Here is a 15,813-nt window from a genome sequence, read left to right as displayed (position 1 = left end):
AGTCGCAGCGCTTCGGACTCGAAAGTGATCGACCTGCGTTCAGTTCGACACCGCAATCGTTCCGTCCCCGGCATTGCGCACGGCCGCCAATGGTGCACGTGTGCCGTTACCGCACGAACCGCTCGCGATAGCCCTGCGGCGACACGCCGAGCACGCGCACGAAACTGCGTCGCAGCGTCTCTTCGGAACCGAAGCCGCAGCGCGTGGCGATTCGCTTGACGGGCCAGACGGTTTCGCCGAGCAAACGCTGCGCGGCCTCGATACGGATCTGCTCGACCGCGCGCGCCGGCGTGCGGCCGGTTTCGGCGCGATAGTGGCGCACGAAGCTGCGCTCGCTCATGCTGACGCGCTCGGCCAGCGCCGGCACCGATAGATCGGCCGCCAGATGCTCGGCGATCCACGCATGCAACTCACCGAAACGATCGTCGGTGCGCTGCATCGACAGCATCGCGCTGAACTGCGCCTGCCCGCCCGGCCGCTTCAGGAACACGACGAGTTCGCGTGCGGCGTCGAGCGCGACCGCCCGTCCGAGATCCTCCTCGACGAGCGCGAGCGCGAGATCGATGCCGGCCGTCACGCCGGCCGACGTCCACAACGAGCCTTCGCGGATGAAGATCGGATCGGCTTCGACGCGCACGTTCGGGTAGCGCGCCGCGAATTCGTCGCAGCGTGCCCAGTGCGTGACCGCGCGCCGCCCGTCGAGCAGGCCGGCCTCGGCAAGCAGGAACGCGCCGGTGCAGACCGACGCGACACGTCGTGCGCGCTGCGCCTGCTGCCGGACCCAACGCACCATCCGCGCATCCCGCGACGCCGCCTGCACGCCCTTGCCGCCGGCCACGATCACCGTATCGGGCCGTCCGGCCGAGCGCAGCGAATCGGCCATCACGACGAGGCCGGACGAGGTCTCGATCGGCCCGGCGTCGGCGGCGACGACGCGCGGCGCATACGGTGCGGGCTGGCCGCGCTCCTGCGCGAGCTCGTTGACGGAAGCGAACACCTGCAGCGGCCCGGTCACGTCGAGCAATTGCGCACGGGGAAACGCGAGGACCAGGATCGAGCGTGGTGCGGCAGACATGGCGATTGGCTGAAAACGTGGGTGATATGGCAATTTCGCCAAACACTACGCGCCTAGAATCGATCTGTCCATCGTGCGCCGGCTGCGGCGCGTTCCCCTTCCATTCGGAGTGTTCGCATGACCCTGCATATTGGCCTTCTCGTGTTCCCGGGCGTCCAGCAGCTCGATCTCACCGGTCCGCACGATGTGCTTGCGTCGCTGCCCGACGCGGCCGTCCATCTCGTCTGGAAATCGCGCGACACGGTCGCGTCGAGCAGCGGCCTCGCGCTCGCGCCGACCTGCACGTTCGACGACTGCCCGCCGCTCGACGTGATCTGCGTGCCCGGCGGAATCGGAATCAACGCGCTGCTGCTCGATGCCGAAACGATCGCGTTCGTGCAGCAGCGCGCGGCCACGGCGCGCTACGTGACATCGGTCTGCACGGGTGCGCTGCTGCTCGGCGTGGCCGGCCTGCTGCGCGGACGCCGCGCAGCGACGCACTGGAGCTTTCATTCACTGCTGGAGCCGCTCGGCGCGGTGCCCGTGCGCGAACGCGTGGTGCGCGACGGCAACCTGATCACCGGCGGCGGCGTGACGGCCGGCATCGACTTCGCATTGACGATCGCCGCCGAACTGGCCGGCGAAGAAGAGGCGCAGTCGATTCAGCTCGCGCTCGAATACGCGCCGGCGCCGCCGTTCAATGCGGGTTCGCCAGATACCGCGCCGGCATCGGTCCTGAAACGCGTGACGGCGCGCTCGGCGGCCGGTCTGGACAAGCGCAGGCAGATCGTCGACGCAGCGTTGCGCGCGATGTCGCACTGATCCCGAGCGAACGGAATCCCGCCGGCAGGCACCGTCCGTCCGCCTGCCTGTCGACGTATTGGCACGCAAGGATCCAACGATGAACATCGTCCGCAGTCGCGCGTTCACCGCGCAGCGCCCGTGGGGCGCGCTGGACATTGCGAACCTGAACGGCATCACGGTCCGTCTGCACTGGACCGATCAGCCGTACCGATGGCACGTGAACGACGGTGAGGAAGTGTTCGCGGTGCTCGACGGCCGTGTCGAGATGCGCTATCGAGAAGCGGGCATCGAGCACGCGGCGGTGCTCGAGACAGGAGACGTCTTCCATGCAACGGTCGGCACCGAGCACGTCGCGCACCCGCTCGGCGAAGCGCGCATCCTCGTGATCGAGACCGACGGCAGCGTCTGACGACAGGCTTCAGCCCGAGATGGTCCCCGTGCCCTGCGACGGGATCAGCTTCGGTTGCGGCGTGCACAGACACTGGCACAGGTCGTGATCGAGCGCGACGACCTTGCCCATCACGGTCATCGTCCGCTCGCCGCCGTCCGACACGATCGCGCCCTGGGTCTTGCACGTGGCGCGGAACACCGGCGCGCCGAGATAGGCAAGCTCGCGGCCGTCGAACGACGAATTGGCGATCCCGTCCAGCACGACGCCGCCATGGTCGGTCGTGTCGCCCTTCAGAATGAATTTTCGGCTCGTGGTTGGGCTCTCCCTCGGAAACGCCGCGCAACGCAGCGTCGGACCGCGTGCGGGCAACCGGTATTCGCCCGTCGGTCGCGGGCGTTTCGTGAGGATATAACCGTGCGGCCGGTCTCCATCGTCCGGACCGGCACCTCAGAACTTGTGCCGCATGCCGATTCGCGCCTCGAGCTGCCGGTCGTTCGCGGACGCGCCGGGGCCGTTGATCGCCGCGACGGCCGCATGCCCAGTCGAATCGATGCCCGAAGCGCGCTGATAGACAGCGGTCACGTAGACGTCCGTGCGCTTCGACAGGAAATAGTCGAGCCCGGCCGCAACCTGGTGATACGTCGCGCCATCGCGACCGTTCACACCGCCGCCGCGCGTATAGTCGTACGCGACGCCGCCGAACAGATAGGGCGTGAACTGGTAGCGCACGCTCGCCTCGGCGTTGTTGAACACCGCGTTGCCGGACACGCCGCCAGGGTTCGGCCCGGACGACAGGTCGCCGAGCTGGCGGAACGACGTGTTCGTATACATCGCGCCGAGCGTCACCGCGCCGATCGCATAGGTACCGCCCACCGCCGCGACCTGCAACGTGCGCGCCGATGCATAGCCCGAATACACCGGCGACTGCATGTTGTTGCCGGGCACACCGCCCACGGTCGGCGCGGGGCTGCCGGTCGTCCCGAAGAACGACACGTTGGGGTTGCGCGCATTCAGGTAGCCGGCCGCCACCGCGAGCGGCCCGCGCGTATAGCCGACGGTCGCCGACCACACCTGGTCGCGCGTCGCCGCGCCCGCCACGCCGCCGACCCCGTACATCGCCGCAAAGCGGAACCCGCCGTAGTCGTTGCTCGTGAACTTGATCGCGTTGTTGGTCGAGTTCGCGTTGTTCACGTTGTCGAGGTCGCCGGGGTGCGCAACCATGTAGCCGCCGAACAGCGCGGCGGCCTCGAGCGGGCCGAGGAAGTCTACGTTGGTGTCGTACTGCCGGCCGAGCGTCACGGTGCCGAACGGCCCCGACAACCCGACGAACGCCTTCTTGCCGAAGATCAGCCCGCCCTGCCCGAGCTTGCCGGTGCTCGGATCGAACCCGTTCTCTAGCGTGAAGACCGCCGCCAGCCCGCCGCCGAGATCCTCGCTGCCGCGCAGCCCCCAGCGGCTTGCCTGCTGCACGCCGCCCAGCAACCGCAGCGCGGGCTTGCCGCTTGTCGTGCCGTTCGCACCGGTTGACGCAACATTGCTCGTGTAGGTCAGCCCTTCATCGATAATGCCGTACAGCGTAACGCTGCTCTGTGCGTGCGCCGCACCCGCGATCAGCGCGACGCCCGCGCCTGCCAACAGCCGTTTTTTCATCGAGAGATCTCCATTGCGCGGGTTGAATGGCCAAACGCAGGCGTGCGCGCCTCCCGCAGGCGCGCGGCCTGCCGGCACGAACCGGAACGGTCCGGTGTCAGCCGGGAAAAATGGTCAGCGCAGTGCGTCGGCGACGACGGGCGGCGGCATCCAGCGACGGCCGGCAGCGATTTCGTACGCATGGCCGAGTTGCAGCACGCCCCAGTCGTCGCGATAGCGGCCGACGATCTGCATGCCGATCGGCAAGCCGGTCGCGGAGAAGCCGCACGGCACCGACAGGATCGGCGCCTCGGTCGACGACAGCAGCCAGCACACGCGCATCCAGTCGATGTAGGACGTATTCGCGATGCCGAGTACATCGGCAGGCACGCGCAGCGCGGCATCGAACGGCATCACCTGGGTAGTCGGCAGCACGTAGAACGCATGGCGCTGCATGAACGTGCGCATCCGTTCGAACAGGCGCGTCTTCGTCACGAACATGCGGCCGAGATCCGCGGCCGCGAGCGAGCGATGCAGCCGGTATTCGTCGAGGAGTTCGGGTTTCAGCGCCGCGCGCTGCCGCTCGTCGAAGCCGTCGACCAGCGTGCCGATCATCCATGCGCGCTCGATCCGGAACACGTCCTCGGCTTCGGCGAGATCGGGGTCGTCGAATTCGACTTCGCAGCCGAGCGACGCGAATACGCGCGCCTGCGCGTCCACCGCGCGCCGGATCTCGGGATCGACCGGCACGCCGGGCAGACCGCGCGACATCGCGATCCGCGTGCCGCGGAAATTGCGCTCGAGCGGCTGCGCGAAGCGCGCGCCCGGCTCCGCGATTTCGGTCGCGGTTTCGCCGCTCGGCCCGGCGATCGCCGACAGCAGCAACGCGGTGTCGGCAACATCGCGCGCCATCGGCCCGTCGACGCCGAGCGTCGCCCAGCCGTTGAGGTCCGGCGCGCGCGGCACGAGCCCGGGCGACGGCCGCAGCCCGACAACGTTGTTCCACGCGGCCGGGTTGCGCAGCGAGCCGCCCATGTCGCTGCCGCACGCGAGCGGATTCATCCCGCATGCAAGCGCGGCCGCCGCGCCGCCGCTGCTGCCGCCGGCGGAGCGCGTCAGGTCCCACGGGTTGCGCGTCGGGCCGAACACCTCGTTGAACGTATGCGAGCCGGCGCCGAATTCAGGCGTGTTCGACTTGCCGATCATCAGCGCGCCGGCGCTCGCGCAGCGGCGCACGATCAGCGCGTCGTGCTGCGGCACGTGATCGGCGAACAACGGCGAACCGAAGGTCGTGCGCACGCCGCGCGTCGCGGTCAGGTCCTTCTGCGACACCGGCAGCCCGTGCAGCGGCCCCTGCCATTCGCCGCGCATCCAGCGCGCATCGAGCTCGCGCGCACGGGCGCGCAGCGCATCGGGATCGGCGATGGTGACGAGCGCATTCACGCATGGATTGACCGTCGCGATTCGCGCGAGATGCGCATCGAGCAGGTCACACGCGCCGATCTGCCGGGACTTCAGCAACTCGAGCATCGTGCGCGCGGGCAGGTCGCACAGGTTGCCGGCGGCGACGTCGGCAGGCGACGACGAAAACGAAACGGTGGTAGTCATGGGGCAAATGGAAGAACGAGAAAAACAATCAGTCATCCTGAGCGCTGCGGTCCGACGCAAACGCGAGTGCGATGAGCGACAGCACACCGCAGACGATCACGTACCACGCCGGCGCGGCCGGATTGCCGGTCGCGCCGATCAGCCAGGTGACGATGAACTGCGCGAAGCCGCCGAAGATCGATACGCCGCCCGCATACGCGATCGACAGCGCGGTCGCTCGCGTGCTCTTCGGAAACAGCTCCGCGAGGATCACACCGTTCGCGCCGGCGTTGATCGAATGCAGCGCGGCGAGCAGCATCACGACGGCGTACATCGTCGCGATCGACGGCACCGCGCGGATCAGCCAGAAGCCCGGAAGGATCAGCACGGTCAGCGCCACGCGCGTCCACAGCGCGACACGCTTGCTGCCGGTGCGGTCCGACAGGCGTCCGCCGATCGGCGCGGCGACGAACATCACCGCACCGGACAAGATCCCGCACCACAGCGCGGTATCCATCGGCAGGCGCAGCACCCGGATCGCGTACGTCGACATGTAATAGAGAACGATGAAATGCGCGGCCGTGCCGCCGACCACGAGGCCGAGCGCGGTCAGCACCGCGCCGCCGTCGCGCCGCAGCACGGTGCCGAGCACCGCGGACGAGCGTCGCGCAGCGGCGGCCGGCGCATGCTGTTCGATCGCATTGAAGCGTGCGCGCAGATACAGGCCGACCGGCGCGATCAGCACGCCGGCGAGAAACGGCACGCGCCAGCCCCACGATTCGAGCGCGGCCGGCTCGAGGAAATACGATAGCAGGAAGCCGACGAACGAACCGGCCAGCGCCGCGGCGCCCTGGCTCGCGAATTGCCAGCTCGTGTAGTAGCCGCGTTCGCCGGGCGGCGCACGCTCGGCGAGCAGCGACGTCGATACGCCGACTTCGCCGCCGGCCGAAAAGCCCTGCAGCAGCCGTGCGAGCACGACCAGCACGGGCGCCGCGACGCCGATCTGCGCATAGGTCGGCAGAATGCCGATCATCCCGGTGCCGAGCGCCATCGTGACGAGCGTGAGGTTCATGGCCGGCACGCGGCCGAAGCGGTCGGCCACGAGCCCGATCACGACGCCGCCGAGCGGCCGCGCGATGAAGCCGACGCCGAAGGTCGCGACCGACATCAGCAATTGCTGTTGCGCGGACGCGGCCGGAAAGAACAGTTTGCCGAGCAGCACCGCGAAGAAGCTGAACACGGTGAGATCGAAGAATTCGAGGCCGTTGCCGATCGTGATTGCAACGATCAACTGGCGATTGGACGGGGATGCGGCAGCGTCGCCGACATGCCCGCCGAACATGCTGTCCGCTCGGGGCGCCTTCATGAAGGTGTATCTCCGTACTGGTTGTGCGTATCGGGTGCGCGGCCAGTTCGACGGCCTGCGCATGCAGTCTAGGCATTCAAAATACGCAGCCCGGAGCGACATTTTCCGATCGTGATAACGCATGGTTATCGCGTGCTTTTCCCGCGCCGGCGCGGTGTAGGATACGAACGTCGCCACTGCCGCCGCGCCCCGCCACGCCGTGAAACATCACCAGCTCCGCGCGCTTGCCGCCATCGCCGAACACGGCAGCCTGCGCGCCGCCGCGCGCGCCATCCATTTGTCGCAGCCCGCGCTCACGAAGGCGATCCGCGAACTCGAGCAAGACCTCGGCGTGCCGCTCGTCACGCGCAACGCGCGCGGCGCGCAGCTCACGCGCTTCGGGCAGGCCGTCCATGCACGAGCGCGGCTGATCCTCGCGGAAATGCAGCACGCACGCGACGACGTGATCCAGTTGTCGGGCGGCACGGAAGGCGCGCTCGCGTGCGCGCTGACGCCGCTGATGTCGCTCGGCTTCCTGCCGGCCGCGCTCGATGCGTTCCGCCAGCGGATGCCGACGATCCGCCTGGACGTGCGCGAAGGCTTTCTCGACACGGCACTGCCGCGCCTGCGCGACGGCTCGCTCGATTTCGTGATCGCGATCGTCGATGCAACGCGGCTGTCGCCCGAATTCACGTTCCGGCCGCTGATCGAATCGGAGCTGATCCTGATGACGCGCGCGAGCAATCCGCTGCGCCACTGCACGTCGCTCGCGCAGTTGCAGGACGCGCAGTGGGTGCTCAACACGTCGCCGGAAAGCATCGGCCGGTTGCTGCAGAACGTATTCGTCGCGCACGGCTACCCGGCGCCGCAGCCGATCGTCGAATGCACGTCGTTCAGCGCGGCGTTCTCGCTGTCGGTGCACACCGACACCGTATCGTGCGTGCCGAAGCACTTCATGGAAATCGACTGGATACGCGAGCGGATGGTCACGATCGACGTGAAGGAGACGATTCCGGCCGTGTCGGCCGGCGTGCTCACGCGACGCGATGCGCTGAACACGCTCGCATGCGACTACCTGATCCACTGCTTCGTCGAGGCGGTGCGCCGGTACGATCCCGCGAAACTGCTATGGCGATAGCGATGCGGCCCGTTCGAATCGAATCGCACGTGAAATATCAAATTCGTCTCCCTTTAAATTTTCCTAAAATTTCGTACAATTACTAAATACAAATCAGCCATCAAGGTTTATATACGATGCAATACCGAGCACGATCAGGACAATCGGAATATTCAAAAAATCTCCAATTTTTCGCCTGATTTCGACCCGGATAAACACGGCATTTCATAATAGTCATTCACCCAAAAGAGACGTTCAAAACCTATAAATCGATATATAGAACTCAATAAACAATTTCTGTTTATCGACAAAAAATGGACGAACTCCTACCGATGCGGTTATTTGTGAAGGTGGCCGAATTGCACAGCTTCGCGCGAGCCGCCACCGAGCTGAACATCTCCAATTCATCGGCCACGCGCCTCGTGATGGGCATCGAGGATCGCCTCGGCGCACGTCTGCTGAATCGCACGACCCGCAGCCTGTCGCTGACCGACGCCGGTCATCTGTATCTCACGCAGATCCGTCACGTGATCGAGGAAATCGACCGCGTCGAGGAAACGATCGCGTCGATGCATCACGAGCCGATCGGGTCGCTGAAGATCGCCGCGCCCGTCATGTTCGGGATGCACGTGCTCGCCCCCGCGATCGATGCGTTCAAGACGCTGCATCCGGCCATCGTGCCGGAAGTCACGATCGTGGATCGCCACGTCGACCTCGTATCGGAAGGCTTCGACGTCGGGCTGCTGCTGTCGCAGCACATCAGCACCAACACGCTGGTGAAACGTCCGCTCACGCGCCTCAAGCGGCTTGTCTGCGCGGCGCCTCAATATGTCGAGCGGCATGGCGCGCCGGCCCACCCGTACGACCTCGCGTCCCACGCGTGCCTCGCGTTTCATGCCGACTTCGCGGGCGAACACCTGTCATTCAATCAGGGCTCGACGCCCGTCACCGTGCGCCCGAACAAATCCGCGTCGTCGAACAACATCGGGCTGATCCGGAACTGGGCGCTCGCGGGCATGGGTATCGCGGTGCTGCCCGACTTTCTCGTCGAACCGGATCTCGTGAAGGGCCGTCTGCTGGCGATGCTGCCCGACTATCGGCTCGAGGAACTGGAGATGAATATCGTGTACCCGAGCCGACGCCATTTTCCGCGCAAGGCGCGGCTCTTCGTCGATCACCTGATCGATCGTTTCGTCAGGTGAATGAAGGGCGTAATCGAGCACCGTTTTTCGGCATCGATCCGGCCCGTTGCGTGTATCCCCGAACGGCCGCAATGGCGCGCCAGCCGCGGCGGCGGCGGTTCGCGCCACCGGCTTCGCGCGGCTTGGGCACGCGTGTTGCGTCGGCGCATCTCGGTAGTGAACCGCCCTTGGCAGGCTGCGGTTGAGGACTACACTAATCCTTAATGAGGGGCGCGGCCGGAGCCCGCGCCTTCAGGGAGATGCCGCCATGAATCGGCCGCTGAATCGCATCCTGCCGCGCGTGACCGGTAGTGCATCGGTCTGGACGTGGATCAAATGGTCTTTGCTGGCCGCGCTGGTGATCGCGATCGCGATCATTGCGCGCGTCGTACAGACCGAGATCGAGACGTCGCGCCTGCAGGCGCACTACCTGTCCGAACTCACCCGCGACGTCGGCTACACCGTCGAGACGGGGCCGAGCGACCATATCCGCTTCCCGGCGAACGGCCCGTACGACGAGCGGCTCGGCTACTCGATGATTCCGGCATTCCAGCAGCGCCTGCTCGCGCGCGGCTTCGTCGTCGGCCAGCAGGCGCGCGACTCCGAGCGAATGCTGTCGCTCGCCGACCGCGGCCTGTTCCTACCTTACGACGAGAAGGACCAGGCCGGGCTGATGCTGTTCGACTCGACCGGCTCGCCGCTGTTCGCGACGGTGTTCCCGCAGCGCGTGTATGCCGATTTCGACGCGGTGCCGCGCGTGGTCGCCAACTCGCTGACGTTCATCGAGGATCGCTACCTGCTCGACCCGGCGCAACCGAACCGCAACCCGGCGATCGACTGGGGCCGCTTCAGCCGCGCGCTCGCCGACCAGGCGATGCACGTCGTCAACCGTCACCAGGCGCGCCCGGGCGGCAGCACGCTCGCCACGCAGATCGAGAAATTCCGCCATTCGCCGAACGGGCGCACCGCGACACCGCCCGAGAAGCTGCGGCAGATCGCGTCCGCGTCGATCCTCGCGTACATGAACGGCCCGCAGACGATGCTCGCGCGCCGGACGATCCTCGTGCGCTACCTGAATTCGGTGCCGCTCGCCGCGCGTCCGCATATCGGCGAGATCACCGGCATCGGCGACGGTCTTGCCGCCTGGTACGGCCGCGACTTCAACGACGTGAACCGCATTCTGTCCGCCCCGACGACCGGCGACAACGTCGACGAACAGGGCAAGACGTTCCGCGAGGTACTGTCGCTGATCATCGCGCAGCGCGCGCCGTCGTACTTCCTGAATCGCGGCTATCCGGCGCTGCAGAAGCTGACCGACAGCTATCTGCGGCTGCTGTCGAGCGGCGGCGTGATCTCGCCCGCGCTGCGCGATGCGGCGCTCGCCGCGCAGATCGAGCGCAGCGCACCGCCGGCCGCCGCGCACGTGCAGTCGTTCGTGTCGCGCAAGGCCGTGACGTCGGCACGCACATCGCTGCTGTCGTTGCTCGGCATCAGCGACCTGTATCAGCTCGACCAGTTCGACCTGCAGGCGACCAGCACGCTCGACAACGGCGTGCAGCAGGCCGTCGCCCAACGGCTCGCGCTGGCGTCGACCCGCGATGGCGCGCAGGCGGCCGGCCTGTACGGCTTCGAGATGCTCGCGCCGAAGGACGATCCGTCGCACCTGACGTACAGCTTCACGCTGTACGAGCATCGCAACGGCGCGAACATGCTGCGCGTGCAGACCGACAGCGTGAATGAGCCGTTCGACGTGAATCGCGGCGGGCGCATCAACCTCGGCTCGACCGCGAAGCTGCGCACGCTGATCACCTACCTGCAGATCGTGTCCGACCTGCACGCACGCTACGCCAGCTTGTCGAACGCACAGCTCGCGCGGGTGAAGCCCGATCCGATCGACGCGCTGTCGCACTGGGCGCTCGACTACCTGTCGCATACGCGCGACCGCTCGCTGCAGGTGATGCTCGACGCGGCGGTCGAGCGCAAGTACTCGGCAAGTCCCGACGTGTTCTACACGGGCGGCGGCGCGCAGGTGTTCTCGAACTTCGACAAGTCGGACAACGGCCGCATCATGACGCTGCACGCCGCGTTCGAGCATTCGGTCAACCTCGTGTTCGTGCGGCTGATGCGCGACATCGTTCATTACGAAATGCTGAAGGCGGCCGGTCCGTCGTCGTCGTGGCTCGACGATCCCGAACAGCGCCGGCATTACCTCGCGCAGTTCGTCGACGGCGAAAGCCAGGTCTACGTGAAGCGCTACTACACACGCTATGCGGACAAGGCCCCCGACGACGCGCTCGCGCTGATGCTGCAGGACGTGCGCAAGTCGCCGCCGAAGATCGCGACGGTGCTGCGCAGCGTCGCGCCGAACGAATCGCTCGCGTGGTTCGATGCGCAGATGCGCGCGCAACTGAAGGGCACGCCGGCCGCGTCGCTGTCGGACGACGATCTCGCCGCGCTCTATGCGAAGTACGCGATCGACCGCTTCAACCTGAACGATCGCGGCTATATCGCGAGCGTCCACCCGCTCGCGCTATGGACGCTGAACTACCTGCGCGCGCACCCGAACGCATCGCTCGCCGACGTGCAGCGCGACAGCCACGATGCCCGCTTCTACACCTACTCATGGCTGTACAAGACGCGCTATCACGCGACCCAGGATCGCCGCATCCGCCGCATGGTCGAGCTGCGCGCGTACGCGGAAATCACGAAGGCGTGGCGCGCGCTCGGCTATCCGTTCGCGAACGTCACGCCGTCGTATGCGGCCGCGATCGGCGCATCGGGCGACCAGCCCGACGCGCTCGCGAAACTGATCGGCCTGATCGCGAACAACGGCGAGAAAGCACCGACCGAGACGATCACTCGCCTGGACTTCGCGAAGGGCACGCCGTACGAAACGCGCTTCGTGCGCGCGGCCGCGCAACCGCAGCCGACGCTGTCGCCGGAGATCGTCAACGTGTCGCGCACGCTGCTGCGCGACGTCGTGCTCAACGGCACCGGGCGGCGGCTCGCGGGCGGCCTCACGCTGCCCGACGGCAAGACGCTGGCGGTGTACGGCAAGACGGGGACGGGCGACCAGCGCTTCAACGTGTATGCGCGCGGTGCGCGGCTGATCGAGTCGCGCAAGGTCAATCGCAGCGGCACGTTCGTGTTCGTGCTCGGCGACCGCTTCTTCGGCGTGCTGACGGCGACCGCGCACGAGCCGTACGCAGCCCGCTACGACTTTACGAGCGCGATGGCCGTGCAGTTGCTGAAGTCGATGGCGCCGGCGCTCGCGCCGCTGATCGAACGCCCGGCCGAGGCCGGCACGCGCACGACGGGCCCGGCGCCGCAGGCCGAAATGCCCACGCCGCGCGCGGCGCCGGTCGAACCGTCCTGATGGCAACGCGCGCGACGGCGCGCCGCCCTGGGCCAGCGCCATGCTGCTGCCGGCGCTAGTGCGAGCGGCCGGCGAAGCGCGCGACGGGCAGCCCGTCGATATCGACATCCTCGAGGCATCGCACGTTGATCGCGGCCATTGGCGGCTGAGCGAGCGCCTGACGGCACGCCAGCGCCCTTCCCGTCACGCCATCTCGATTCGCGCGCGCGTCACCGCGAGCAGCGTCGTCATCGCGCGGCGCGCGGCGTCCTCGTCGCGCACGCGGATCGCGTCGCTGACGGCCGTGTGCTCGGCGAGCGACGCGTTGAACACGTGCGCGCGCCGCGCATTCAGATGCAACTGGGCCTCGAGCGTGCGGTCGATCAGCGCGCCGAGCGGCACCAGCAGTTCGTTACCGCCGGCCTCCAGCACGCTCAGGTGAAAGCGCAGGTCGGCGCGCACCCATTCGTCGATGTTGCGTGCGGCGGCCATCGCACGCACCGCGTCCTCGATCGCATCGAAGCCGCCCGGGCAGTGTGCGCGCGCAGCCAGCGCGGCCGCGTGCGGCTCGATCATCTCGCGCATCTCCTGCAGCTTCAGCGCAAACGCGAGCGGCGGCGCGACGCGCGCATACCAATCGAGCAGGTCGGCATCGAGCAGGTTCCACGCGCGCCGCGGCCGCACGCGCGTGCCGACCTTCGGCCGCGATTCGACGAGCCCCTTCGACGTCAGCGTGCGCAGCGCCTCGCGCAGCACCGTGCGGCTCACACCGAACATCTCCATCAGCTCGGGTTCCCTCGGCAGCAGCGATTCAGGCGGATAGTCGCCGCGCAGGATCGCGGTCGCAAGCTGGAAAGCCGTCTGTCCATGCAGGTCGCGTTGAATGATCGTTCTCCGTTGGCGGACATGCCGCCCGTTGCCCACTATCTGCACAATAATGCTATTAATACTATTTTTTAGCGGCCTACGCTAGGATAACCGCAACGCACGCGACCGGCGTCGCATCCGCACGTCCGCGCCGGTCAACCATGGAGACTCCCGAGATGAAAATCACCCGCCTCGAAACCTTCGTCGTCCCGCCGCGCTGGCTGTTCCTCAAGATCGAAACGGACGAAGGCATCGTCGGCTGGGGCGAGCCGGTCGTCGAGGGTCGCGCGCACACGGTCGAAGCCGCGGTGCAGGAACTCGCCGACTACCTCGTCGGCCGCGACCCGCTGCTGATCGAGGATCACTGGCAGGTCATGTATCGCGCCGGCTTCTACCGCGGCGGCCCGATCATGATGAGCGCGATCGCGGGCGTCGACCAGGCATTGTGGGACATCAAGGGCAAGCATCACGGCGTGCCCGTGCACGCGCTGCTCGGCGGTCAGGTGCGCGACCGGATCAAGGTGTATTCGTGGATCGGCGGCGATCGTCCGAGCGACGTCGCGAACAATGCGCGCGCGGTGGTCGAGCGCGGCTTCAAGGCCGTGAAGATGAACGGCTCCGAGGAACTGCAGATCGTCGACACCTACGACAAGGTCGAGCAGGTGATCGCAAACGTCTCGGCAGTACGCGACGCGGTCGGCCCGCACGTCGGGATCGGCGTGGACTTCCACGGCCGCGTGCACAAGCCGATGGCGAAGGTGCTCGCGAAGGAGCTCGATCCGTACAGGCTGATGTTCATCGAGGAGCCGGTGCTGTCGGAGAACGCCGAGGCGCTGCGCGACATCGTCAACCAGACCAACACGCCGATCGCGCTGGGCGAGCGGCTCTATTCGCGCTGGGACTTCAAGCACATCCTCGCGGGCGGCTACGTCGACATCATCCAGCCCGACGCATCGCATGCGGGCGGCATCACCGAGTGCCGCAAGATCGCGACGCTCGCGGAAAGCTACGACGTCGCGCTCGCGCTGCACTGCCCGCTCGGCCCGATCGCGCTCGCCGCGTGCCTGCAGCTCGATGCGGTCAGCTACAACGCGTTCATCCAGGAACAGAGCCTCGGCATCCACTACAACCAGGGCAACGACCTGCTCGACTACCTGCGCAACCCGGAGGTGTTCCGCTACGAAGACGGCTTCGTCGCGATCCCGCAGGGCCCGGGGCTCGGCATCGACGTCAACGAGGAGAAGGTGCGCGAGATGGCGAAGACGGGCCACCGCTGGCGCAACCCGGTATGGCGTCACGCGGACGGCAGCGTCGCCGAATGGTGAGACAAGCCGGCTTGCGCGGCCGCCACGCCGCGCCGCCGGTTTCGGGACGGCCGCCCGACCAGGCGGCCGTTTTTGCGTGCGCGCCACGTGCGGGCGACGCCGCCGCGCGCCGCGCCGGGCGCACCGTCAGCCAAGCGCCGCGAAGCCCGGCACGCTGAACGACAGCACGGCGGCCGCGACGAACACGCCGATCATCGTCAACGCTTCGAGATGCAGGATGTTGCGGAACGTGTGCGCATCCTCGGTCGACGCGGTGCGACGCAGGCGCGGCAGCGCGGAGAAGCGGTTCAGCCCGCCGAGCACGAGCGCGAGCCCGACGAGCAGCAGCTTGAGCAACAGCACGCGCCCCCAGGTGCTGCCGTCGAGCGGCGCGAGCGAGCCGCCGAGCCCGCGCAGCGCATTGAGCACGCCGGTGCCGAGCACGAACACGACCGCGATCATCGACGTGCGCGACAGGTGCTGACCGATCCGGATCAGCGCGCCGCGCGCGACCGACGAGCCGAGCGCCGGCAGCACTGCGAGCCCGCCCGCGAGCACGAGGCCGCCCCACACCGCAGTGGCGAGCAGGTGCAGCGTCTGCACGCCGACCGCCGCGGACAGCGGGCCCGTATCGGCCGCATGGCCGAGCGACGCCTTGCCGCCCGCGACCACGATCACCGCGAGCCACAGCACCGCATGCGCGAGCGGGCCGTCGGGCCTGGCCAGCGCGACGATCGCGAGCACCACGGCGCCGGCGAACGCGACGCTCCACGCGAAGCCGGCATGAGTTTGCATGAGCACGGTCGGGATCGCGGCGAACGCGCCGCCGAGCCCCGCACCGCTCATTGACGCCGCCTCGTACACCAGCCAGCCGAGCTCGGCGAGCACGAGCGCCAGCGCCGCCGCGACCAGCGAATGTTGCGCGCGCAGCCATGCGGGGTGCGACGGCGCGACGACCGGCCGTGCGCCGTCCTTGCCGAGCCACGCCTTGAGCAGCGCCGAGCCGATCGCCATCGCGAACGTCGCGTCCATCAGCGCCGCCAGCGCGACCTGCCCGATCCACAAGCTGTCGATCCTCATCGTGCGCGCCCTCCCGAGAACGGCAGGCCGGCGATGCGGCGGCAGGCGGAACAACGGCGGGAAGACGGCAACGGCATGGTAAAAAACGTCATCGATGAT

At 67.6% G+C, this 15,813-nt stretch carries 13 protein-coding genes and 1 pseudogene; 6 read left to right on the top strand and 8 right to left on the bottom strand.

Annotated elements, in window-relative coordinates:
- Nucleotides 1-106 precede the first annotated feature (106 nt).
- Nucleotides 107-1,075 carry a GlxA family transcriptional regulator gene (locus tag J7024_RS17750; RefSeq protein ID WP_124828890.1) on the bottom strand — a complete coding sequence of 323 codons (969 nt, stop codon included), beginning with the start codon at nucleotides 1,073-1,075 and terminating at the stop codon, nucleotides 107-109.
- A gap of 117 nt (nucleotides 1,076-1,192) precedes the next feature.
- Between J7024_RS17750 and J7024_RS17745 the strand changes: the two genes are divergently transcribed.
- Entirely contained in the window at nucleotides 1,193-1,876 is a 684-nt protein-coding gene (locus tag J7024_RS17745) for a DJ-1/PfpI family protein (protein WP_234745327.1), read from the top strand.
- 79 nt (nucleotides 1,877-1,955) lie between these two features.
- Complete coding sequence (locus tag J7024_RS17740) at nucleotides 1,956-2,267, top strand: cupin (RefSeq protein ID WP_124828894.1); 312 nt, start codon at nucleotides 1,956-1,958, stop codon at nucleotides 2,265-2,267.
- Between the two features lie 9 nt (nucleotides 2,268-2,276).
- Here the strand turns inward: J7024_RS17740 and J7024_RS17735 are convergent, their stop codons facing one another.
- From J7024_RS17735 to J7024_RS17720, 4 genes are all read right to left on the bottom strand, one after another.
- On the bottom strand, nucleotides 2,277-2,618 hold the full coding sequence (locus J7024_RS17735) for a PAAR domain-containing protein (protein ID WP_233409925.1): 342 nt from the start codon (nucleotides 2,616-2,618) through the stop codon (nucleotides 2,277-2,279).
- A gap of 78 nt (nucleotides 2,619-2,696) precedes the next feature.
- Complete coding sequence (locus J7024_RS17730; protein WP_124828896.1) at nucleotides 2,697-3,899, bottom strand: porin; 1,203 nt, start codon at nucleotides 3,897-3,899, stop codon at nucleotides 2,697-2,699.
- 114 nt (nucleotides 3,900-4,013) lie between these two features.
- Nucleotides 4,014-5,486, bottom strand: coding sequence for an amidase (locus tag J7024_RS17725; protein ID WP_124828898.1), 1,473 nt, complete (start codon nucleotides 5,484-5,486; stop codon nucleotides 4,014-4,016).
- A gap of 28 nt (nucleotides 5,487-5,514) precedes the next feature.
- Complete coding sequence (locus J7024_RS17720; protein WP_124828900.1) at nucleotides 5,515-6,831, bottom strand: MFS transporter; 1,317 nt, start codon at nucleotides 6,829-6,831, stop codon at nucleotides 5,515-5,517.
- 199 nt (nucleotides 6,832-7,030) lie between these two features.
- Here J7024_RS17720 and J7024_RS17715 point away from each other — a divergent pair, with 199 nt between their 5' ends.
- The 3 genes from J7024_RS17715 (at nucleotide 7,031) to J7024_RS17705 (ending at nucleotide 12,484) form a co-directional block, all read left to right on the top strand.
- A complete protein-coding gene (locus J7024_RS17715; RefSeq protein ID WP_124828902.1) occupies nucleotides 7,031-7,948 on the top strand; it encodes a LysR substrate-binding domain-containing protein in 918 nt (305 codons plus the stop codon).
- A gap of 293 nt (nucleotides 7,949-8,241) precedes the next feature.
- On the top strand, nucleotides 8,242-9,129 hold the full coding sequence (locus tag J7024_RS17710; protein WP_124828904.1) for a LysR family transcriptional regulator: 888 nt from the start codon (nucleotides 8,242-8,244) through the stop codon (nucleotides 9,127-9,129).
- Between the two features lie 247 nt (nucleotides 9,130-9,376).
- The gene (locus J7024_RS17705; RefSeq protein WP_124828906.1) at nucleotides 9,377-12,484 is read left to right on the top strand and encodes a biosynthetic peptidoglycan transglycosylase; all 3,108 of its coding nucleotides are present in this window, start codon (nucleotides 9,377-9,379) and stop codon (nucleotides 12,482-12,484) included.
- A gap of 55 nt (nucleotides 12,485-12,539) precedes the next feature.
- Here J7024_RS17705 and J7024_RS17700 read toward each other — a convergent pair.
- Together J7024_RS17700 and J7024_RS17695 are read right to left on the bottom strand one after the other, a co-directional pair.
- Nucleotides 12,540-12,623, bottom strand: a pseudogene (locus J7024_RS17700) (GFA family protein); the annotation flags it as partial.
- 44 nt (nucleotides 12,624-12,667) lie between these two features.
- Entirely contained in the window at nucleotides 12,668-13,351 is a 684-nt protein-coding gene (locus tag J7024_RS17695) for a FadR/GntR family transcriptional regulator (protein WP_124829095.1), read from the bottom strand.
- 155 nt (nucleotides 13,352-13,506) lie between these two features.
- On the opposite strand from J7024_RS17695, the gene dgoD reads away from it, so the two are divergent.
- Nucleotides 13,507-14,655 carry a galactonate dehydratase gene (gene dgoD / locus J7024_RS17690; RefSeq protein ID WP_124828908.1) on the top strand — a complete coding sequence of 383 codons (1,149 nt, stop codon included), beginning with the start codon at nucleotides 13,507-13,509 and terminating at the stop codon, nucleotides 14,653-14,655.
- A gap of 126 nt (nucleotides 14,656-14,781) precedes the next feature.
- On the opposite strand, the gene J7024_RS17685 is transcribed toward dgoD, so the two are convergent.
- Complete coding sequence (locus J7024_RS17685) at nucleotides 14,782-15,714, bottom strand: copper resistance D family protein (protein WP_175751302.1); 933 nt, start codon at nucleotides 15,712-15,714, stop codon at nucleotides 14,782-14,784.
- Nucleotides 15,715-15,813: the final 99 nt, after the last annotated feature.

It is taken from the genome of Burkholderia sp. WTPI3 (genome assembly GCF_021483755.1).
Taxonomy (GTDB): domain Bacteria; phylum Pseudomonadota; class Gammaproteobacteria; order Burkholderiales; family Burkholderiaceae; genus Burkholderia.
The sequence above is the reverse complement of the archived record's forward strand: the minus strand, read 5'-3'. Positions and strand labels throughout refer to the sequence as shown.

Coding starts and splice junctions, on each gene's coding strand:
- J7024_RS17750 (WP_124828890.1), bottom strand. CDS start 1,075: ATGTCTGCCGCACCACGCTCGATCCTGGTCCTCGCGTTTCCCCGTGCG.
- J7024_RS17745 (WP_234745327.1), top strand. CDS start 1,193: ATGACCCTGCATATTGGCCTTCTCGTGTTCCCGGGCGTCCAGCAGCTC.
- J7024_RS17740 (WP_124828894.1), top strand. CDS start 1,956: ATGAACATCGTCCGCAGTCGCGCGTTCACCGCGCAGCGCCCGTGGGGC.
- J7024_RS17730 (WP_124828896.1), bottom strand. CDS start 3,899: ATGAAAAAACGGCTGTTGGCAGGCGCGGGCGTCGCGCTGATCGCGGGT.
- J7024_RS17725 (WP_124828898.1), bottom strand. CDS start 5,486: ATGACTACCACCGTTTCGTTTTCGTCGTCGCCTGCCGACGTCGCCGCC.
- J7024_RS17720 (WP_124828900.1), bottom strand. CDS start 6,831: ATGAAGGCGCCCCGAGCGGACAGCATGTTCGGCGGGCATGTCGGCGAC.
- J7024_RS17710 (WP_124828904.1), top strand. CDS start 8,242: ATGGACGAACTCCTACCGATGCGGTTATTTGTGAAGGTGGCCGAATTG.
- J7024_RS17705 (WP_124828906.1), top strand. CDS start 9,377: ATGAATCGGCCGCTGAATCGCATCCTGCCGCGCGTGACCGGTAGTGCA.
- dgoD (WP_124828908.1), top strand. CDS start 13,507: ATGAAAATCACCCGCCTCGAAACCTTCGTCGTCCCGCCGCGCTGGCTG.
- J7024_RS17685 (WP_175751302.1), bottom strand. CDS start 15,714: ATGAGGATCGACAGCTTGTGGATCGGGCAGGTCGCGCTGGCGGCGCTG.